Source organism: Wolbachia endosymbiont of Kerria lacca (assembly GCF_051602725.1).
GTDB lineage: Bacteria > Pseudomonadota > Alphaproteobacteria > Rickettsiales > Anaplasmataceae > Wolbachia.
Genome location: NZ_CP192272.1, coordinates 1,283,387 through 1,302,258 on the forward strand (window position 1 = coordinate 1,283,387; position 18,872 = coordinate 1,302,258).

25 protein-coding genes are annotated in these 18,872 nt (G+C 33.8%); 22 read left to right on the top strand and 3 right to left on the bottom strand.

Translation table 11 applies throughout. The features are described 5' to 3' along the window. Positions 1–9 precede the first annotated feature (9 nt). From rplN to ACQ4M0_RS06125, 21 genes are all read left to right on the top strand, one after another. Positions 10–369 carry a 50S ribosomal protein L14 gene (rplN, locus tag ACQ4M0_RS06025; RefSeq protein ID WP_007302542.1) on the top strand — a complete coding sequence of 120 codons (360 nt, stop codon included), beginning with the start codon at positions 10–12 and terminating at the stop codon, positions 367–369. Then, positions 369–686, top strand: a complete 318-nt coding sequence (gene rplX, locus ACQ4M0_RS06030) for a 50S ribosomal protein L24 (RefSeq protein ID WP_010404700.1) — start codon at positions 369–371, stop codon at positions 684–686. The genes rplN and rplX overlap by 1 nt, the downstream gene beginning before the upstream one ends. 6 nt (positions 687–692) lie before the next feature. After that, complete coding sequence (gene rplE, locus ACQ4M0_RS06035; RefSeq protein ID WP_007302544.1) at positions 693–1,229, top strand: 50S ribosomal protein L5; 537 nt, start codon at positions 693–695, stop codon at positions 1,227–1,229. Positions 1,230–1,241: 12 nt separating this feature from the next. Next, complete coding sequence (gene rpsN, locus ACQ4M0_RS06040; RefSeq protein ID WP_007302545.1) at positions 1,242–1,550, top strand: 30S ribosomal protein S14; 309 nt, start codon at positions 1,242–1,244, stop codon at positions 1,548–1,550. Positions 1,551–1,572: 22 nt separating this feature from the next. Continuing rightward, positions 1,573–1,968, top strand: coding sequence for a 30S ribosomal protein S8 (gene rpsH, locus ACQ4M0_RS06045; protein WP_007302546.1), 396 nt, complete (start codon positions 1,573–1,575; stop codon positions 1,966–1,968). A 16-nt stretch (positions 1,969–1,984) separates the two neighbouring features. Further along, entirely contained in the window at positions 1,985–2,530 is a 546-nt protein-coding gene (rplF, locus tag ACQ4M0_RS06050) for a 50S ribosomal protein L6 (RefSeq protein ID WP_007302547.1), read from the top strand. Positions 2,531–2,535: 5 nt separating this feature from the next. Beyond that, on the top strand, positions 2,536–2,907 hold the full coding sequence (rplR, locus tag ACQ4M0_RS06055) for a 50S ribosomal protein L18 (protein WP_213863922.1): 372 nt from the start codon (positions 2,536–2,538) through the stop codon (positions 2,905–2,907). A gap of 12 nt (positions 2,908–2,919) precedes the next feature. After that, positions 2,920–3,432, top strand: coding sequence for a 30S ribosomal protein S5 (gene rpsE, locus ACQ4M0_RS06060; protein WP_007302549.1), 513 nt, complete (start codon positions 2,920–2,922; stop codon positions 3,430–3,432). 3 nt (positions 3,433–3,435) lie between these two features. Next, positions 3,436–3,906, top strand: a complete 471-nt coding sequence (gene rplO, locus ACQ4M0_RS06065; RefSeq protein ID WP_019236927.1) for a 50S ribosomal protein L15 — start codon at positions 3,436–3,438, stop codon at positions 3,904–3,906. A 3-nt stretch (positions 3,907–3,909) separates the two neighbouring features. Further along, positions 3,910–5,238: a preprotein translocase subunit SecY gene (gene secY, locus ACQ4M0_RS06070; RefSeq protein ID WP_213863923.1), complete on the top strand. Its 1,329-nt coding sequence runs from the start codon at positions 3,910–3,912 to the stop codon at positions 5,236–5,238. Further along, positions 5,235–5,876 (top strand): adenylate kinase family protein, encoded by a 642-nt coding sequence (locus ACQ4M0_RS06075; protein WP_052265056.1) that lies wholly within the window; start codon positions 5,235–5,237, stop codon positions 5,874–5,876. The genes secY and ACQ4M0_RS06075 overlap by 4 nt, the downstream gene beginning before the upstream one ends. 59 nt (positions 5,877–5,935) lie before the next feature. Next, entirely contained in the window at positions 5,936–6,304 is a 369-nt protein-coding gene (gene rpsM / locus ACQ4M0_RS06080) for a 30S ribosomal protein S13 (RefSeq protein ID WP_213863924.1), read from the top strand. A gap of 24 nt (positions 6,305–6,328) precedes the next feature. After that, complete coding sequence (rpsK, locus tag ACQ4M0_RS06085; RefSeq protein WP_006012273.1) at positions 6,329–6,715, top strand: 30S ribosomal protein S11; 387 nt, start codon at positions 6,329–6,331, stop codon at positions 6,713–6,715. Positions 6,716–6,735: 20 nt separating this feature from the next. Further along, entirely contained in the window at positions 6,736–7,803 is a 1,068-nt protein-coding gene (locus ACQ4M0_RS06090) for a DNA-directed RNA polymerase subunit alpha (RefSeq protein ID WP_007302554.1), read from the top strand. A 7-nt stretch (positions 7,804–7,810) separates the two neighbouring features. Further along, positions 7,811–8,239 carry a 50S ribosomal protein L17 gene (gene rplQ / locus ACQ4M0_RS06095; RefSeq protein ID WP_010404731.1) on the top strand — a complete coding sequence of 143 codons (429 nt, stop codon included), beginning with the start codon at positions 7,811–7,813 and terminating at the stop codon, positions 8,237–8,239. 11 nt (positions 8,240–8,250) lie between these two features. Then, complete coding sequence (locus ACQ4M0_RS06100) at positions 8,251–8,598, top strand: YraN family protein (RefSeq protein ID WP_438456393.1); 348 nt, start codon at positions 8,251–8,253, stop codon at positions 8,596–8,598. Positions 8,599–8,642: 44 nt separating this feature from the next. Continuing rightward, a complete protein-coding gene (gene atpH / locus ACQ4M0_RS06105) occupies positions 8,643–9,191 on the top strand; it encodes an ATP synthase F1 subunit delta (protein ID WP_007302557.1) in 549 nt (182 codons plus the stop codon). Beyond that, positions 9,188–10,729, top strand: coding sequence for a F0F1 ATP synthase subunit alpha (gene atpA / locus ACQ4M0_RS06110; protein ID WP_007302558.1), 1,542 nt, complete (start codon positions 9,188–9,190; stop codon positions 10,727–10,729). Before atpH ends, atpA begins: the two co-directional genes overlap by 4 nt. A 9-nt stretch (positions 10,730–10,738) precedes the next feature. After that, positions 10,739–11,233: a transcription elongation factor GreA gene (gene greA / locus ACQ4M0_RS06115; RefSeq protein WP_007302559.1), complete on the top strand. Its 495-nt coding sequence runs from the start codon at positions 10,739–10,741 to the stop codon at positions 11,231–11,233. Between the two features lie 3 nt (positions 11,234–11,236). Further along, positions 11,237–11,881 carry a 3,4-dihydroxy-2-butanone-4-phosphate synthase gene (ribB, locus tag ACQ4M0_RS06120; RefSeq protein ID WP_007302560.1) on the top strand — a complete coding sequence of 215 codons (645 nt, stop codon included), beginning with the start codon at positions 11,237–11,239 and terminating at the stop codon, positions 11,879–11,881. 71 nt (positions 11,882–11,952) lie between these two features. Then, positions 11,953–13,242 carry a M48 family metalloprotease gene (locus ACQ4M0_RS06125; RefSeq protein WP_007302561.1) on the top strand — a complete coding sequence of 430 codons (1,290 nt, stop codon included), beginning with the start codon at positions 11,953–11,955 and terminating at the stop codon, positions 13,240–13,242. Position 13,243: 1 nt separating this feature from the next. Here ACQ4M0_RS06125 and ACQ4M0_RS06130 read toward each other — a convergent pair whose 3' ends face one another. From ACQ4M0_RS06130 to ACQ4M0_RS06140, 3 genes are all read right to left on the bottom strand, one after another. Further along, positions 13,244–13,579 (bottom strand): TrbC/VirB2 family protein, encoded by a 336-nt coding sequence (locus ACQ4M0_RS06130; protein WP_007302562.1) that lies wholly within the window; start codon positions 13,577–13,579, stop codon positions 13,244–13,246. Positions 13,580–13,674: 95 nt separating this feature from the next. Continuing rightward, the gene (fabG, locus tag ACQ4M0_RS06135; protein WP_213863926.1) at positions 13,675–14,409 is read right to left on the bottom strand and encodes a 3-oxoacyl-[acyl-carrier-protein] reductase; all 735 of its coding nucleotides are present in this window, start codon (positions 14,407–14,409) and stop codon (positions 13,675–13,677) included. A gap of 473 nt (positions 14,410–14,882) precedes the next feature. Then, a complete protein-coding gene (locus tag ACQ4M0_RS06140) occupies positions 14,883–15,839 on the bottom strand; it encodes an IS5 family transposase (protein WP_213863789.1) in 957 nt (318 codons plus the stop codon). Between the two features lie 240 nt (positions 15,840–16,079). On the opposite strand from ACQ4M0_RS06140, the gene ppdK reads away from it, so the two are divergent. Further along, positions 16,080–18,734: a pyruvate, phosphate dikinase gene (ppdK, locus tag ACQ4M0_RS06145; RefSeq protein ID WP_438456671.1), complete on the top strand. Its 2,655-nt coding sequence runs from the start codon at positions 16,080–16,082 to the stop codon at positions 18,732–18,734. Positions 18,735–18,872 lie beyond the last annotated feature (138 nt).

Here is an 18,872-nt window from a genome sequence, read left to right on the forward strand (position 1 = left end):
GGTATTTATATGATTCAAAAAAATACATTGTTAGAAGTAGCTGATAATTCTGGTGCGCGTGCAGTGCTTTGTATTGGCTTGTTAGGTGGTAGGAAATCTGCATCTGTAGGTGATACGATTATTATATCTACTAAGTCTATTAATCCAAAAGGTAAAGTTGAAAAAGGAAAAGTATATAAAGCAGTTGTTGTTAGAGTAAAAAATAGTGTTAAGAAATCTGATGGTTCTGTAATTCGTTTTTCTAGCAATGCTGTGGTTTTAATTAATGATCAAGGTGAACCACTTGGCACTCGGGTGTTTGGTCCAGTAAAAAAGTTGTTATCTGGTTCTTTTATGAAAATAATGTCATTAGCTGATGAGGTTTTATAATGAGTGCTAAAATAAAAAGTGGTGATGATATTATAGTTTTAACTGGTAAAGATAAGAGAAAAATTGGTAAGGTAATCAAAGTTATAATACGTGATGCTAAAAAGAAAGTAGTTGTTTCTGGCGTAAATGTGTGTAAGAGACATACTAAACCAAGAGCTGGTAGTGGTGGTGGTATATTGAATAAAGAGTTAGCTATTGATGTATCCAATGTTGCAATATTGGATCCTAAGTGTAAAACTCCCACTAAAGTAGGATTTAAGATTATAGATGGTAGAAAAGTGCGTTTTGCAAAAGTTTCTGGAGAAGTGATAGATTAGGTTGATATGTTTAAACAGTTGTATAAAGATAATATAGTAAAATCTTTAAAGGATAAGTTTAATTACAGCAATGTAATGCAAGTGCCTAAACTTGTCAAGGTGTGTATCAATATGGGCGTTGGAGATGCTGCTACGGACAATAAAGCGATAAATGAGCCATTTGATAATCTACATTCGATTGCTGGGCAAAAGCCTGTGTTAACCTTTGCAAAAAAATCTATTTCTGGTTTCAAAATTAGAAAAGGTGCAACTGTAGGTTGTAAAGTGACTTTGCGTAGAAACAAAATGTATGAATTCTTAGAAAGATTAATATATATTGCTTTGCCAAGGGAAAAAGATTTTAGAGGGTTTAGTGTGAAGCAATTTGATGGTCATGGTAATTTTTCCTTTGGTATCAAGGAGCATATATCATTTTTAGAAATAGACTATGATAAAATAAGTAAAATTAGAGGTATGGATATTAATATTATAACAAGTGCAGTTAGTGATAAGGAAGCAAAGGAATTATTACTGGCTCTTAAATTCCCTTTTTTTGATAATTGAGAGAAAATATATATGGCAAAAAAATCCATGATACAGAAGAATCTTCGTAGAATAAAGTTATGCGATCAATATAGGGAGAGAAGGGAAGAATTAAAATCTATAATGAATAATAAGGATTTATCTATTGCAAAAAGGTTTGCAGCTCAAAGTAAGCTGATTAAAAAATTGCCTAGAGATTCTTCTAAAATCAGAATTAGGAATAGATGCGCTTTAACTGGTAGGCCGAGAGGAGTATATAGAAAATTTGGTTTATGTAGGATTGTTTTACGTGATTTGTGTTCTTTTGGACAAGTTCCAGGGGTTACAAAATCTAGTTGGTAAATGTGATATAAGGAGTGTAATAGTGTCGTTATCTGATGGTATTGGTGATTTTTTAACAAGAATACGTAATGCTCAATTGGCAATGCATAGGGAAACAAGAGTCCTATTCTCTAAAGTGAATTCTTCTATATTGAAGATCTTAAAAGAGGAAGGGTATATTCTTAATTATGAAAAGCAAGAGAGTGATAGTATCCCTTCCCTTGTTGTGCAGTTGAAGTATTATGATAAATCACCTGTGATTAATGATATAGCTAGGGTATCAAAGCCCGGTTGTCGTTATTATTCTAAGTGTAAGGACATTTCTAAAGCGTATAATGGTCTTGGAATTTTTATTATATCTACACCGAAAGGAGTGATGACCGATTATAATGCACGTAGATTAAAAGTTGGTGGAGAAGTTTTGTGTCGTGTATTTTAAATGATAGGAGAAATGTATGTCTCGTATAGGTGCCGCACCTATCAATATTCCTGCTGATCTTTCAGTTGAATATAATAATGGTAGGGTATTAATAAGAAGTGTTAGGGCAGAAAAAGAGCTGAACTTGTGTAGTGGCATTCTGTGTCAGATAGTTGATAACCAATTGTTACTTTCTGTTGATCAAGGCAGGGATGATTATGATAAAATAAAATCTATATGGGGCACTTATAGAAGTAATATTAATAACATGATTAACGGTATGGTTAATGATTTTTCTGTTGATCTTGAGATCAATGGTGTGGGGTATAAAGCAGAATGTGATGATAAGTATTTGACTTTATATCTTGGTTATAGTCATAATATTAAGTATAAAGTGCCTAAAGACGTTGAGATTAAGTGTATAAAGCCAACTCATTTAGTGATTCGCGGTATGGATAAGCAAAAAGTCTATATGGTGGCTTCTGATATATGCAAAATTAGAAAATATGATCCTTATAAAGGTAAGGGTATTGTAATAAAAGGCAAATTTATGCTGCGTAAGGTTGTAAATAAAAAGAAGTAATTAAAATGAAAAGATTGTATAATTTTTTAAGTAGCTATGAAAAAAGGAAACTTCGTAATAGAGCGAAGCTCGATAAGAGCGCTGGGCGTTTACGTATATCCATATTTAAGTCTAATAAACATTTCTATGTTCAGTTGATTAACGATGCAAAAGGAACAACCCTAGCTTCTGCTTCTACTTTGGATGATAAAATTAGGAATGTATGTAAAGGTAGGGTTAATGCTGAAACTATAAAACAGGTTTCTTCTTTATTGATTGAGCGTCTCCCTAGTACAAAATTGCAGCAGCGGTTCGTCTTTGATCGGGGGGCATATAAGTATACAGGATTGATTTCTCAATTTGCTGAAGCTTTAAGAAGCTCTGGATTTGAATTTTAGAAGGTTTGAAGTATGGCTGTAAAGAATTTACAAAATAATAATGATTTATCAGAACTTTTGGTTTCAGTCCGAAGGGTAACAACGGTTACTAAAGGTGGTAGAAGATTTTCATTTTCAACTTTGGTTGTTGTTGGTGATGGTAAGGGTAGGGTAGGATGTGGAATAGGTAAACACGCAGAGGTTGCTGAAGCAAGAGTGAAAGCTTTAAATGCTGCAAAGAAGTCGATGATTAGGGTGTACTTACGTGAAGGTAGAACTTTACATCATGATATTAAAGCTAAATTCTGTTCTGGTGAGATAGTTTTAAGAGCTGCAAGAGCTGGAACAGGTATTATTGCTGGTGGAGCAATGAGGTCGGTTTTTGAGGTATTAGGTATAAAGGATGTGGTAGCTAAGTCTACTAGATCAAATGATCCTCATAATATTATATGTGCAGTATTTAAGGCTTTTGATGTTATGTTATCTCCTCGCCAAGTGGCAGGTAAGAGGGGTAAAAAGATTAGTGAGATAGTTGGAAATAGGTAAACTATGAATGATGCTGTAAAATTAAATTCTATATTTACCAAATTATCTAAGAAAAAGAAGCCTAAATTATTAGGTAGAGGTATTGGTTGTGGTAAAGGTAAAACATCCGGTAGGGGGCATAAAGGGCAGAAAGCGAGAAGTGGCGTTTCTATAAATGGTTTTGAAGGTGGACAGCAGTCTATATATACTCGTTTACCTAAAAGAGGTTTTAAGCCTATACGCAAAAACTTATACTCTATATTTAATGTTGGGGATGTACAGTGCTTAATGGAAGCTAAAAAAATAGTCAAGGATTCTATCATAGATAAGGAGCTACTGCATAAGTTAGGTTTTATCAGATCTGTTAAAAGTAAAATCAAACTTCTTAATAAGGGTAAATTAAGCGAAAAATTTGTGTTTCATGTTGATTTTGCATCAGAAGCTGCAAAAAGATCTGTAGCTTCAGTTGGTGGTAGTGTAGAAATACTATCGTAAATCATGAACAGTAAATTTGCATTTAATAGTTTGGATTCTACGCTGTTATATAAAAGTGATTTACTAAAGCGTATATTTTTTACTCTAATGGCTTTAGTTTGTTATCGTTTAGGCACTTATGTTCCTATTCCTGGAATTAATCTTGATATAATCAATGATATATTTCCCAAAGAGAGTTCTGGTGTTTTTGGAGTATTTAATTTATTTTCTGGTGGCGCTTTAGCTAGAATGACGATCTTAGCGTTAAACGTTATGCCATACATAGTTGCATCCATAGTTATGCAATTATTATCTTCTGCCGTTAAAGGAATCAATGAAATTAAAAATGACGGAGAGTTGGGACGTCGAAAGATGAACTCTTATATACGCTATATGACTATAGTGTTTTGTATCTTTCAATCAATTACGATCTTAATAGGGTTAGAAAGAATGAATATAGAAGGGGTATTAGTTGTAGTTGAACCTGGTATTATGTTTCGTACTATAGGTGTCTTTAGCCTTTTAGGTGGAACTATATTTTTAATATGGCTTGGTGAGCGGATCAGTGTGAGCGGTATAGGCAATGGTATCTCATTAATCATTTTTACTGGCATAACATCTGAATTACATAATGCTTTATCATCTCTGCTAACATTAAATAAAAATGGTAGTATGTCGTTTTTCATTACCCTTTTTGTTATAGCATTGTTTTTTTTACTGCTCCTTTTAGTCATTTTTACAGAATCTTCTTATAGAAAGGTAATTGTTCAATATCCCAAAAAACAGTTTAAAAAATTACATAATGATGATTTTACTTACATTCCATTGAAGATCAATTTATCTGGTGTAATACCAACTATTTTTGCTAACGCAATTTTATTAACGCCTATTTCAATTGCAAATTTCTATAAGGGTCATGCCATTGCTGATTTTATTTTAAACTACTTTATGGAAAATAAAGTGATGTACATTATAACTTACTTAATACTCATAGTACTTTTTAATTTTTTCTATACCAATTTTATATTTAATCCAGAGGAAAATGCTGATTTTCTTAGGAAAAATGGTGGTTTTATTCCTGGTAGAGGGCCTGGAAAACATACTTCTGATTATCTTCAAGATATAGTTTTTAAATTAACATTTATTGGGTCTGCGTATTTGGTGGTAATATGTACTATACCTGAAATTATGAGGTATCATTATGATATACCATTTATTTTTGGTGGGACGAGCTTGCTGATTATAGTTAACGTTATTACTGATACTATTATGCAAGTACAATCTTATGTTTTTTCAAATAGGTACGATAGTTGGATAAAGAAATATGAGTCTAAAACAAGGAAGCTAAAGTGATTATTACAATTTTTGGTCCTCCTGGCTCTGGTAAGGGTACTCAGTCCAGTTTGTTAATAGCAAAGTATAATTTTAAATTAGTTTCAGTAGGAGATTTATTAAGGAATATTATATCTAGTGGGAGTAAATTAGGTAAAGGAATAAAGGATACTGTTGAATCTGGTAATTTAATTCAAGATGAAGTTATATGTAAATTATTGTGTGACCAGCTTGCATTAATAGATGGTGATTTTTTGTTAGATGGTTTTCCAAGAAATTTAAATCAAGCTCATTTTTTAACTCAAGTTTTGCAAAAAAGATGCAATAGGGATGTTGATCTTGTAATTGAGTTGCAGCTTGACGATAATATTGCAATTGATAGATTAAAAGATCGTCTTACTTGTTTGGATTGTAAAAGTATATATAGTATATCTTCTTTTAAGAATACTACTTGTGCTAAATGTAAAAGTACGAGATTGGAGAAGAGAATTGATGATGCTAATATGCTTGCAATTAATAAGAGGATAAGAGAATATCATTCTCAGATAGAGGGTTTGCGCGAGTATTATAAGGACAAGTTGTTAACAATTAACGCTAATTTGAGTGTTGATAGAGTAATGCAAGAGATTGAAAGTAAAATTTCTTGTAATTTGATTTGACTATAAGTTGTTTTATGGTATAAATTAAGAGTTATTATTAATAAAGTATCGAGGTATCAGTGGCACGTATTGCAGGCATAAATATTCCAGTGAAGAAGTGTGTTCCTTTTGCATTAACTTATATACATGGTATAGGTATTACTACTGCGAATATAATTTGTCGTAGCTGTAAAATTGATGAGCGTAAGCGTGTTTTAGAATTACAAGATGAAGATATAGAGAAAATTAGTAGTTTTATTAGGCAAAAATATGTCATAGAGGGTGAGCTCAGAAAAAAAGTAGCTATGGATATAAAATCTTTAATGGAAATCGGTTGCTATAGAGGATTAAGGCATAGAAAAGGTTTGCCTGTGAGGGGACAAAGAACCCATACTAATGCTAAAACTCGTAAAGGCAGATCTAAATTGCCTATTGCTGGAAAAAAATAAAATTTGTTATTATCGTGAGTTTTTATGAAAAAAGTTAAAACGGTTGGTAAGAATACAAAAAGGTTTATTACTGGTATTGTCCATATTCGTGCAACTTTTAATAATACTTTTGTAAATGTGACTGATGTTTGTGGTAATACGCTTTACCAGACTTCTGTTGGTGCATGTGGTTTTTCTGGTTCGAGAAAATCCACACCTTATGCTGCAGGTAAGGTTGCCGATTCTGCTGCGAAGAAAGTAATAGAGAGATTTGGTATGAAGGTTGTTTCTGTAATAATTCGTGGTCCTGGTTTTGGTGCAGAAGCTGCAGTTAAAGCACTTCGGAATTGTGGATTGACTGTCACTTCAATTGCAGATAAAACGGCGATACCTCATAATGGGTGTAGACTAAGGAAAAAAAGAAGAGTATAGGATATTTGGAAGGTTTTTGTATGTATTATAGTGATAATGTCTCTTTCTGTGGAAATTTAGATAGATTAACTAAGCCTAATGCGATTAAGGTAATATCAGGTGATTCAAGTAAAAAAAGTGATATAGTTCTAGAACCTTTGGAAAGTGGTTTTGCTTTAACGTTGGGTCATGCATTAAGGCGTGTAATGTTGTCTTCTCTTCGCGGTAGTGCTGTTTATGGAATAAAAATTGAAGGCGTGAATCATGAATTTACTTCGATCCAAGGAGTTAGGGAAGACATAACTGATATAGCATTAAATATGGGCATGTTGAGATGTAAGTTAAATAACACGTCTAATAAGTGCTTAAATTTGAGCGCTAAAGGGCCTTGTCAAGTATTAGCTGGAATGATAGAAACTGATGACCAATGCTCTATTGTTAATAAAGATTTGGTGATATGTACACTAGGTCAAGATGTGGAGCTTAACATTACTATATATATTGCTAGTGGAAAAGGTTATCTTTCTGTAAATAAATATAAAGAAAATGAATTTTTAAAGTCTATGAATGAACAAGATTTAATTGGTTTTATTCCAGTTAATGCTTTATATAGTCCTGTTGAGAGGGTTTCGTATAGAGTAGAGAATAGTCGTGTTGGTCAAGTTACTGATAAAGATAAGCTGATATTGTCAATTGAAACTGATGGTACAATCTCTCCAAGTCAAGCTGTTGACTATGCTGCAAGAATATTACAGGAGCAATTTCAGCCTTTTATTAGTTCTGATATGAGTTATAAAAAATCGCAAGTTTCTTTGTCTAGTGGTGCTAAAGATTTGGGCTATGATCCTGTTCTATTGCGTAAAGTAGATGAAATGGAATTATCTGTTAGATCTCATAACTGTCTGAAAAATGAAAATATCACTTATATAGGTGATCTTGTGCAAAAGACGGAAGTTGAAATGTTAAGAACTGCTAATTTTGGCCGAAAGTCTTTGAATGAAATCAAGGCAATTTTAAATAATTCAGGTTTGTCTTTGGGTATGAATATACCAAATTGGCCGCCTAAGGATATAGATGAACTGGCTAAACAACATACTGATGAGGATTAGGTAGTATATGAAACATGGAATAAAGAAAAATAAACTGTCTCGTTGTACCGAGCATAGGTTATCAATGTTAAAGAATCTATCTATCTCGTTAATTAATCATGAGCAGATTGTAACTACTTTACCAAAGGCTAAAGCACTTCGTCCATATGTGGAAAAGTTTATTACAATTGCTAAGAATAACGATTCTTTACATGGTAGAAGGCTTTTGCTTTCACGTCTTCATAATAGTAAGTTAGTAGTTGATAAATTATTAAGCGTTCTAGCTAATCGTTATCAAGACCGTAAAGGTGGATATTCTAGAATAATAAAATTTGGTACTCGAAAGGGTGATTGCGCTCCAATGGCAGTGATAGAGCTAGTTGATAGAGATATTTCAGCAAAAGGTGAGATTTATAGTAAAAATAAAAAAGGAAGCAAAGTAGTTACACAAAGCTAATTATTCTTTTTATGGTAAGTAGGTTACGCTATTTTGTAGGTTACTTTGGAGAATTGTTAGTTTCGATATATTTAAAGCTGAAATTCTATAATGTTATAAAACGTCGCTTCCGTTGTAAGTTGGGTGAAATTGACTTAATTGTATCTAAAAAAAGGGAGCTGATTTTTATAGAAGTTAAAACAAGTTTATTTGGAAAAGAAGTACCGATATCTCATTTTCAGTGTCAGTCTATTATAAATTCTTCTAAATATTTCTTAAGTAAAAATCTTGATTTTTTAGATTATTCAGTCAGATATGATTTATGTTTTCTTTCCTTAAGGAGAAGACCTATTTATATAAAAAATGCTTGGATTGAATAATGGTAGCTAAAATAATTTAGATTTACTAGAACAGGTAATTGAATATGAAAAACAATAATTTAGTTTCATCTTATGCTAGAGCACTGTTTCATGTCTCAGGAAGCAGATTAGGTATTATAAGAAAAGAAGTAGAATTTTTGTTAGCTTTTTTTAAAGATCAAGATGTTTTTGTGTATCTATCTCATCCTATGGTTTCTCTTTTGCACAAAAAAGAAGCGATACTTTCTATAAAGGAGAACTTGAGTGAAAACTTAGTCAAATTTATTATGGTTACACTTGCAAACAAGCGCTCCCGTTTATTAATCCTTATATTAGAAAAATTCTTAAATCTTGTAAGGGAAAGTGAAAATGAATTGGAAATTACTATAAAATCAGCAGAGATTTTAAAGAAACCTGATATAAAAATAATTACTGAATCTTTGAACTTTCTTGGTAAAATAATAAAAGTCAGTCATGTGGTTGATCCTTCTATACTAGGTGGCTTTGTAGTTAGGTATGGTTTTAACGTGATTGATGCTTCGCTTAAGAGTTATTTGGATAGATTGGTTGATTTGAGTAAAATGGAAATGTTGAAAATAAGGAATTGTATATGAAGAATAGCATAAATGCCTCTGAAGTAGTAAACATAATAAAAGAGAAGGTTGAGACATTTGATAATCCTATAAAACGAGAAAATATAGGTGAAGTAATTTCAGTAACCGATGGTATCACATTGGTCTATGGGCTGGAAAAAGCAAAGTTTGGTGAAAAGGTATCTTTTGCAAGCGGTGTAGAAGGAATAGTTCTTGATTTAGATCATGATACAGCTGGAATAGTTGTGCTTGGCAATGACCGTGATGTAAAAGAAGGGGACGTTGTAAAATGTAGTGGTGATGTTGTACAGGTGCCTGTAGGTCATGAATTATTAGGGAGAGTTGTAAATGCATTAGGCGATCCTATAGACGATGGCGGAGAAATTAGAGCCAAGAACAAAATGTATATAGAATCTAAAGCGCCAGGTATTATTGACCGTAAATCTGTGCATGAACCTCTGCAGACAGGAATTAAAATTATAGATTTGTTGATTCCTATAGGTAGAGGGCAACGTGAATTAATTATTGGCGATAGACAAATTGGTAAAACCACTATTGCGATTGATACTATTATCAATCAGAAGAAGATTAATGATGAGGTAAACGAAAATCAAAAAATTTACTGTGTTTATGTTGCTATTGGACAAAAAATTTCGACAGTAGCAAAAGTGGTGAATAAGCTAAAAGAAAGTGGAGCATTAGAGTATACAACCGTAGTTGTGGCTAGCGCATCTGACTGCGCGCCTATGCAATTTTTAGCACCTTATACCGGTTGCACTATTGGAGAATTTTTCCGTGATAATGGAATGCATTGCTTGGTGGTATATGATGATTTATCTAAGCATGCTGTGGCATATAGGCAGATGTCCTTATTGCTCAGACGTCCTCCTGGTCGTGAAGCTTATCCTGGAGATATATTCTATGTACACTCTCGCTTGCTTGAAAGAGCTGCCAAAATGTCTGATGAAAAAGGACAGGGATCTTTGACTGCTTTGCCGATTATTGAGACTCAGGCTGGTGATGTATCTGCATATGTTCCAACTAATGTGATTTCAATTACCGATGGACAAATTTTTCTTGAGTCTGAATTGTTTCACAAAGGATTTCGCCCTGCAGTGAATATAGGTTTATCGGTTTCTCGGGTTGGCTCTGCTGCACAATTGAAATCTGTGAAAAAAGTTGCTGGTTCTATAAAGCTGAGTTTGGCCCAATATAGAGAACTGGAAGACTTTGCTAAATTTGGTTCTGATCTTGATGCTACTGTTCAATTGTCCTTAAACAAAGGTAAATACCTTATTGAATTATTAAAGCAAAAACAGTATTCACCTATGCAAATAGAAGAGCAAGTATTGCTTATGTATATCTTTTCTAATCTGTATGGTCAATTAAATAAGGTACAGGTGAGCAACATCAATAGGTTCGAGTGTGATCTTATCAATTATTTTCAAACTGTTCACCCTGGAGTTTTAAAAAAGTTGTCGGGTGACATGAATGATGATATAAAAGATGATATTCTTGGTATTGTGAGTGATTTTGTCACTCAATTTAATTGCGTTTAGGCGGTGATTATGACTTCATCCATTGTTAACAAGTTTCCTATTACAAGGGAAGGTTTTGAGAGTATGCAAGTCGAACTTGAGAAATTAAAGGAAGAAAAACCTTCTATCATACAGGCTATTTCTGATGCTCGTGATCAAGGCGATTTATCAGAAAATGCAGAATATCATGCAGCACGGGAGAGATTAAGTTTTATTGAAGGCCGTATAATTGAGGTAGAAAGTAAACTTTCACATGCAGAAGTGATAGAAGTAAAAAATTTGTCTGGTGATACAGTAATGTTTGGTGCAACTGTTACGGTAAGCATGCTCGGTGATGATAACAGTGAAATTGAATATGTTTATAAGATTGTAGGTGGATATGAAGCTGATGCTTCAAAGCAGTTGATCTCTACGGATTCACCACTCGGTAGTGCTTTAATTGGCAAAAAAGTTGGTGAGTATGTGGAAGTGATAGTGCCAAATGGAGAGAAATTGTATAAAATAGTTAAGATTGAGTTTAAGTAAATCATGGTACAAGTAACTTATCCTTCAATTAGTCTACCTGGTATTTCTTCTGTGGAAGATGTATTGAGGGATGCTAGTTCTGGTAAATTATTCATTTTAGTTGACGATGAAAACAGAGAGAATGAAGGTGATCTGATTGTATTAGCTGAGAAATTAGAGCCAGAACATGTGGCTTTTATGGTTAGATACGGTACAGGGATTGTTTGCTTAGCAATGACTAAAGTTCACATGAAAAGGTTAGGCCTTAGTTTCATGGAAAAAAAAAATGTTGGTGAAAATCATACTGCTTTTACTACATCAATTGATGCACGTTATGGTATTACTACGGGTGTTTCAGCTGAGGATAGAACAAAAACTATACATGTTGCTATTGATAAAAATAGAACTCAGGATGACATTATAACTCCCGGTCATATTTTTCCTGTGATTGCACATGAGGGTGGAGTAGAGCAACGTGCTGGTCATACTGAAGCAAGTGTTGAGATAGCTAAGTTAGTGGGATGTAATCATTCTGCAGTTATTTGTGAATTAGTGAATGATGATGGCTCTATGATGCGCTTACCCCAGTTGCTTGAATTTGCTGAACAACATAATATTAAGTTAACTACCATTGATAAACTTATCAGTTACGTTCAAAATTTAAACTAGCGTTTATAGATTCGTATAGTTTAAGTGTTAAAATATAAAATTCCTCAAAGTTATACAAACAAGGAATTTCCATGTCTAAGCTTTTTGTTTTACTATTTTTTTTCGTATACTGTAATAGCGCTTACTCTGTTAGTATTATTAGAGATAGTGAAGTGGAAGCGGTAGTTAAGGATCTAGCGCAACCTTTATTTTCTGCTGCGGGTATTGATAATGATAAAATAAAAGTTTTTATAGTTGATGATAGATCGATTAATGCTTTTGTAATTAACAATAATAGCATTTTCATTCATTTAGGGCTTTTACAATATTCGACTGAACCTTATGTCTTACTTGGTATATTAGCACATGAAATTGCTCATATATCTGCTGGTCATGTATTACAAATGAGTAGTGCTGTAGGTTATTTTCAATCAATAGCAATGATTAGTTATATGGTAGGATTAGTTTCTAGTATTGTCATTAACCCTCAGGTTGCGAGTGCAATCTTGCTTAGTGGTGTAACGCTTAGTTCAAGGTTGTTTTTTAACTATTCTCAAGAGCAAGAGAGTGTAGCAGATAGCTATGCTTTAAGATACCTAGATGAATCTGGCTATGATAATTTGGGTATGAAAGAGATTTTTGACTATTTTAAGAGTATTGAGCATGAAAACACTGAAGAGTATTTCCGCACTCACCCACTTAGTGATAAGCGTATATTTGCTGTACAGAATTATAAGGTTAAAAACAATATAAAACCAATCCTTGCAGATAAATTGCTGAAGTTTGAGCGTATGGTTGCAAAGCTAGACTCTTTTTTTGCTCCTATTCATGTGTTATCTAATAAATATGAAGGTAGTTCTAAGTATGTAAATGCTGTAATTCACTATAGGCAAGGAAAGATAGAAGAGGCTATTACTAAAGTTAATTCATTGATTCAAGAGTCACGCAATGATCCTTATTTATATGAATTAAAAGCGGAGATGTTATACAAAGCTGGAAATTTAAGTGAAGCAATAAAAATGTATGAAGAATCACTTAGATATTTATCTGAGAAGAATAACTATTTAGTGAAACTTGCGTTATCTCATACTTTATTATTACACGGTGAAATAGAGAAGGCAATTTTTTACCTAGAGCAGGTTGCAAACGTAGAAACAAATAACGCCTTTGTCTGGAAGTATTTAAGTATTGCATATAAACGTAGCGCTGATATGGCAATGTATTATTTTGCTTTGACGAAAAAGGCTTGTATTGAAGGTAATTTAGAGAAATTTATGAAGTACGCTGAGTTAGCTATTAAAACTTTACCGAAAGACAGTCATTATTTGTTACAGATTGAAGACATGAAGGAACAATACACACAAAAACATCCTGATTTTTAAGTTATTTTTCCCCACACTTGCTCAACATACTATCTTGTTTAATGCTATCGGGTATAATTTTCATTATAATCGCTTTGGCACCAAAAAATACACCACAAAACATACCTAGGGCAAAGAGAGCTGGCCATGGCATTCTACCAAATATTGCAAGCAAAGCTGCACCTATTATGACTACAGTCATAAGTGGCCCACCTATTCCCCAAATATAACCAATAATATTGCATATTACTTGGGCAGTTGTATCATCTATATCAGTAGCAGCATTTGCGTAATCTGAAAAAGAGAGAAACAGCACTATACACAAAGCATTAAAAAATTTTTTTATTATATAGCTCATTCTTTTGCCTCCAAGTAATAAACTAACGCGAAAATAAATTTATATATATACTTATTGTAAAGTAAAACTTATAATTTGTCCATAAATAAGTGTTGCTACATAAATAGCCCACCATTGATGTTAAGCACATGTCCCGTTATATATTTTGCCTCATCGCTTGCTAAAAACAATACTCCTGCTGCTATTTCTTTTCCTGTTCCCACTCTTTTCATTGGGATGTTATCTAATATTTTTTCCTTTTGTCCTTCATTTAAAACTTCAGTCATTTTAGTATCTATAAATCCAGGAGCAATGCAATTTACTGTTACACCGCGACTTGCAACTTCTTTTGCTATAGATTTGCTCATAGCTATTATTCCAGCTTTTGATGCTGCATAATTTACTTGCCCGGCATTTCCTGTCAATCCTACTATTGAAGAAATATTTATGATTCTTCCCCAATTATTTTTAATTAATTTCTTGCATGCTTCTCTATTTAGCTTAAATGTGGAGGTCAAATTAATATCAATCACCTTTTGCCATGCTTCATCTGTCATTCTCAACAATAAGCTGTCTTGTGTAATTCCTGCATTGCATATGAGTCCATCAAAGCCTTTCATCAACTCACTTGCTTTATTTATTAGTTGATTTACCTCTTCAGGATTTGATAAGTTGCAAGGAAGTACGTGAATGTTTTTTTCATATTTTTTAGCAACTTCTTCGAGTATTTCTTTTTTTGTACTAGAAATACATAAAGTTGCTCTGGCCTTATGCATAATTTCTACAATTGCCTGGCCTATTCCGCCTGATGCACCAGTAATCAGAAATTTCTTATTCTCTAATCCAAACATAATAATTTTTATTTGTTCCAGCTCTTAACAGAATATTAAAAGACTTGCAATAGATTTTTTGCATAACTTTCATTTAATAGAAGCTTCTTGATAAATCTTGTGTTTATTGGCGAAATTATGGCGGCTGCATGCCTTTTTTTATTTTTTTCTATTCAGCCTAAACACGCTTCGTTTAAGCGTTAGCACATTATCAATTACAGTAATAAAATCAGCACCATGTGGATTCTTTTGCCTTTTTTTGATTGGTAAATTTCTTAACACTTATAGCTAAAGTAATTTAAGAGAGCCAGCGCGTGACTAGTTCTTATTACTTGATCAGTCTTCTGGATCCCAGTGTCTGGGCACTGGGATGACAGGAGTGTGAGATAAGGCTACATTCATACTCTAACAGGTATGACGGTGTCATTCCAGCACTTGACACTGGGATGGCTTTGTTGCACAGCTCTTCGGATAGTGGGTAATGTATAATAAATTCATGAAGCTATATCAAACTTAGCCATGCCTATTTCAGTAAATTTGTTAAGCAAATAACACTTGAGTAGCAGTTCCTTCTCACGATTAATCTCAGATTTATTCCTAAAACTAAATCCAAATATTTGCTTCAGTCGCGAGAAAAAACTTTCTATATAAGATCTCTTCCAATAATTTATCTCTTTTTTCCACCTCTTCATACCATCTTCATCATATGACTTTATGAGCTTGATTGTAGAATTTCTCTCATTCATATAATCCAACTTTGGATGCTCTACTGCATTATTTTGCGGAGGAATCCTTGTCTTTATGTCAAGCTCATCGCACAGTTTGTATAACTTCTTTCGATTATATGCCCTATCTGCATATATCGTGCTTATGTTATACTTGGTATCCACTCTTTCAATAAGATCACAGGCTCCATAGTGGTCGGAATAAACTCCACTACTGTATTTTGCAGCTATAACTTTTTTACTACCTATCTCTAGCATTACATGTAGCTTTCTTGTTTGCTCATAGCGGCGATACTTTCTATCTGTACCATTTGCCTTACTATGGCCTGGAATATTATTGTAGATGCTGATACCTGTACTATCTATAGCAATTTCAATATCTTCCATATCGTTCTTATCAACTCTGCAGTCGTTGATTTTGATATTAAGCTTTTTAAACCTTCTTGAAGCCTGCGAATAGCTGATAATTTGCAAAATTTTCCCTATTTGCTCAAGATATTTCTCTATAAATCCCACTGTTTGCCTAAGACCAATCCTGAATAGATAGGTTATTATGTGAATTAGAATCACTACTTTGTCGCTGTAGACATTGTTGCCACCTGCTACTTTTGGACTATTTTCGTACCAATTTTCAATGGCATCGTTGATATAATGAAAAACATTTCCCCTTTCTTGAAGAAATTTGTTATATTCATTGCAGTTACTGACTTTCATTCTTATTGGCATATTTTTCCTTTGTCGGCTAAATATCTATTTTATAACAAATTCCATCAGTAACTGCCTGTTCTTTCCTTGAGTGGTGCAACAAAGCCATTCCAGCGTCATGCGCTGGAATGACATCATAGAGGTCATTGAGATGACAGAAAAGAGTACTGGAATGAAAGGAAAAGAGGCTATTTAATTGTGCTGAATTTTACAAAATTTATTACTCCTGCCTGACAAATTTATTAGAATAGTATGTATAGTATGTTTATTAGTGAAAATCCGAAAAAAATGCAAGAAAAGTTAATATATTACTTTAGCCAAAGCAACTGTGAAGGTAATGCAGCAATGAGAAATCTACTAGGAGGGAAGGGAGCAAATCTGGCAGAGATGTGTAACATTGGCATTCCTGTTCCACCTGGTTTTACAATTTCCACTGCTGTTTGTCAGGCCTATTGTCAAGATAATGAATTGTCTTGTGATCTACGTAACGAGATAAAAAACTACATGGCGATGCTCGAAAGTGACATCGGTTGTAAATTCGGGGATTCAAATAATCCTTTATTAGTTTCCATACGCTCTGGTAGTGTGAATTCAATGCCGGGCATGCTCGATACAGTCCTAAATGTTGGCCTAAATGATGCAACCGTTGTTGGGCTTGCAAAAAAAAGTGGCGAACGTTTTGCCTATGATAGCTACTGTCGTTTCATCATGATGTACTCGAGTGTTGTACTACAGCTTGACCATCACTTATTTCAAGACATTGTTGATAGTGAACAGCAAAAAAGTGGAGCAAAAAGCTTAGCTGATCTTAATGTTGATGTTTTAAAGAAAATTGTTAATGATTTTAAAGAGATAGTATGTGAAAAAACTGGAAAGCATTTCCCGCAGAACGTTGAAGAGCAATTGTTAAACTCGGTTAATGCAGTATTTGCCTCTTGGAAAAACGATAGGGCTGTTTCCTATAGAAGAATACATAATATTCCTGAAAACCTTGGAACAGCGGTCAACGTGCAAGCAATGGTTTTTGGTAATTTAAATGATAATTCTGCAACCGGCGTGATATTTACACGTAATCCTTCAACTGGAGAAAAAAAGCTTTTTGGTGAGTTTTTAGTTAATGCTCAGGGTGAGGATGTGGTTTCTGGTGTTTATACTCCTATGCCAATTGACGGGGAGCAAGAAAGTACCATGGAGAAGTTGCTACCAAGTGTCTACCGAGAATTATGCGCGGTATGTGAAAAACTTGAAAGTCATAATAAGGACATGCAGGATATCGAATTTACTGTACAGGACGGTAAGTTATGGATTTTGCAGACTAGGTCTGGCAAGCGCACAGCCGAAGCTGCTATTCGCATAATAGTTGATATGGTAAACGAAGGAGTGATTACAAAAGAGGAAGGAATATTGAGAATTGATCCAAAAACTTTTGACAATTTATTGCATCCAGTTCTTGATGTTAAAATCGATCAAGAAGTAATAGGCAAAGGACTGCCAGCTTCTCCAGGTGTTGCTTCTGGATATGTAGTATTCAGTGCAAGTGATGCTGAAAAAGCTGCAGAGCAGGGTAAAAAAGTAATTTTGGTAAGATCAGAGACGAGCCCTGAAGATATTAATGGAATGAATGCTGCAAGTGGAATAGTAACAGCGCGAGGAGGTATGACCTCGCATGCCGCTGTTGTAACTCGTGGAATGGGTAAACCATGCATTTGTAGTCTAAATGGACTTTATATTGATAAAGATGAAAAATTTCTTTCTATGGGGGATATAAAAGTAAATAAAGGTGAATCAATCACCATCAATGGAGGAACAGGAGAGGTTATGCTTGGTATTCTTCCTACAATTTTGCCTGAATTATCTCAAGAATTCAAAACGATAATTAACTGGGTAGATGAAATCAAAACAGTGAAGGTGAGAGCGAATGCTGATACTCCAAAAGATGCAAAAATTGCAAAAGAATTCGGTTCAGAAGGTATAGGATTATGTCGCACAGAACATATGTTTTTTGCTAGTGATAGAATCGGATTCATTCAAAAGTTGATAATAGCTGATGATGAAAATGAAAGGACAAATGCATTAAATAAACTCGAAGAAATGCAAAAGTCTGATTTCAAAGAAATATTTTCTATTATGGAGGGCAGGGAGGTTACTATACGTTTACTTGATCCACCTCTACATGAGTTTTTGCCCCACAATCAATCTATTATAGAGAAAATTGCCAAATCACTGAATAAGTCAGTTGAATCAGTAAAAAATAAAATAGCACAGTTATCAGAAAAAAATCCAATGCTTGGCCATCGAGGTTGTAGACTTGCTATTTCTCATCCTGAAATATATGGCATGCAAATTAGGGCAATACTCAGTGCTGCAAGTGAATTAAGGAAAGAAAAGAAGATAGAAGTGAAACCTGAAATCATGATTCCTTTTATCATGAGTGAGAAAGAGTTTATTCTGATATGCGAGTTAATAAAGAAAGAAGCCGAAAATTTCGATGTGAACTATTCAATTGGAACGATGATAGAACTGCCAAGAGCAGCACTTATTGCTGACAAACTCGCAAAACACGCAGAATTTTTTAGTTTTGGCACTAATGATTTAACACAAACAACTATGGGACTTTCACGAGATGATTCAGTTAATTTCCTCGATTCTTATAAGGAAAGCAACATATTCAAAAACGATCCCTTTGAGGTGCTAGATGTCGAAGGGGTAGGGGAATTAATCAGAATAGCTATCGAAAGGGGCAAAAAAACCAGAAAAGAAATTAAACTTGGTATATGTGGAGAGCATGGAGCGAATCCACAGTCCATAGAGTTTTTCATCAAATCAGGGGTTGATTATGTGTCATGCTCGCCTTATAGAGTACTGGTTGCAAAATTAGTGGCAGCACAGCTTAGCATAAGTTTGTTGGGTAAATAGCGATAACTAACTGTGCGAACATAGATTCGGCTAACAAGTAGCGGAATGATGATTTTTCAAATTGTCGATAAATCTAAGTCAGTTTAGCTATTTTGCTGCTGCTTTTTCTTTTCTTAATATCTTAAGAAAGATTGACTT

Coding starts and splice junctions, on each gene's coding strand:
- ACQ4M0_RS06130 (WP_007302562.1), bottom strand. CDS start 13,579: ATGAGCTATATAATAAAAAAATTTTTTAATGCTTTGTGTATAGTGCTG.
- rplO (WP_019236927.1), top strand. CDS start 3,436: ATGAATGATGCTGTAAAATTAAATTCTATATTTACCAAATTATCTAAG.
- ACQ4M0_RS06100 (WP_438456393.1), top strand. CDS start 8,251: ATGGTAAGTAGGTTACGCTATTTTGTAGGTTACTTTGGAGAATTGTTA.
- rplQ (WP_010404731.1), top strand. CDS start 7,811: ATGAAACATGGAATAAAGAAAAATAAACTGTCTCGTTGTACCGAGCAT.
- ACQ4M0_RS06125 (WP_007302561.1), top strand. CDS start 11,953: ATGTCTAAGCTTTTTGTTTTACTATTTTTTTTCGTATACTGTAATAGC.
- rpsE (WP_007302549.1), top strand. CDS start 2,920: ATGGCTGTAAAGAATTTACAAAATAATAATGATTTATCAGAACTTTTG.
- rplF (WP_007302547.1), top strand. CDS start 1,985: ATGTCTCGTATAGGTGCCGCACCTATCAATATTCCTGCTGATCTTTCA.
- rplE (WP_007302544.1), top strand. CDS start 693: ATGTTTAAACAGTTGTATAAAGATAATATAGTAAAATCTTTAAAGGAT.
- atpH (WP_007302557.1), top strand. CDS start 8,643: ATGAAAAACAATAATTTAGTTTCATCTTATGCTAGAGCACTGTTTCAT.
- atpA (WP_007302558.1), top strand. CDS start 9,188: ATGAAGAATAGCATAAATGCCTCTGAAGTAGTAAACATAATAAAAGAG.
- ACQ4M0_RS06090 (WP_007302554.1), top strand. CDS start 6,736: ATGTATTATAGTGATAATGTCTCTTTCTGTGGAAATTTAGATAGATTA.
- ribB (WP_007302560.1), top strand. CDS start 11,237: ATGGTACAAGTAACTTATCCTTCAATTAGTCTACCTGGTATTTCTTCT.
- rplN (WP_007302542.1), top strand. CDS start 10: ATGATTCAAAAAAATACATTGTTAGAAGTAGCTGATAATTCTGGTGCG.
- secY (WP_213863923.1), top strand. CDS start 3,910: ATGAACAGTAAATTTGCATTTAATAGTTTGGATTCTACGCTGTTATAT.
- rpsK (WP_006012273.1), top strand. CDS start 6,329: ATGAAAAAAGTTAAAACGGTTGGTAAGAATACAAAAAGGTTTATTACT.
- rpsN (WP_007302545.1), top strand. CDS start 1,242: ATGGCAAAAAAATCCATGATACAGAAGAATCTTCGTAGAATAAAGTTA.
- ppdK (WP_438456671.1), top strand. CDS start 16,080: ATGTTTATTAGTGAAAATCCGAAAAAAATGCAAGAAAAGTTAATATAT.
- rplX (WP_010404700.1), top strand. CDS start 369: ATGAGTGCTAAAATAAAAAGTGGTGATGATATTATAGTTTTAACTGGT.
- rplR (WP_213863922.1), top strand. CDS start 2,536: ATGAAAAGATTGTATAATTTTTTAAGTAGCTATGAAAAAAGGAAACTT.
- greA (WP_007302559.1), top strand. CDS start 10,739: ATGACTTCATCCATTGTTAACAAGTTTCCTATTACAAGGGAAGGTTTT.
- ACQ4M0_RS06140 (WP_213863789.1), bottom strand. CDS start 15,839: ATGCCAATAAGAATGAAAGTCAGTAACTGCAATGAATATAACAAATTT.
- fabG (WP_213863926.1), bottom strand. CDS start 14,409: ATGTTTGGATTAGAGAATAAGAAATTTCTGATTACTGGTGCATCAGGC.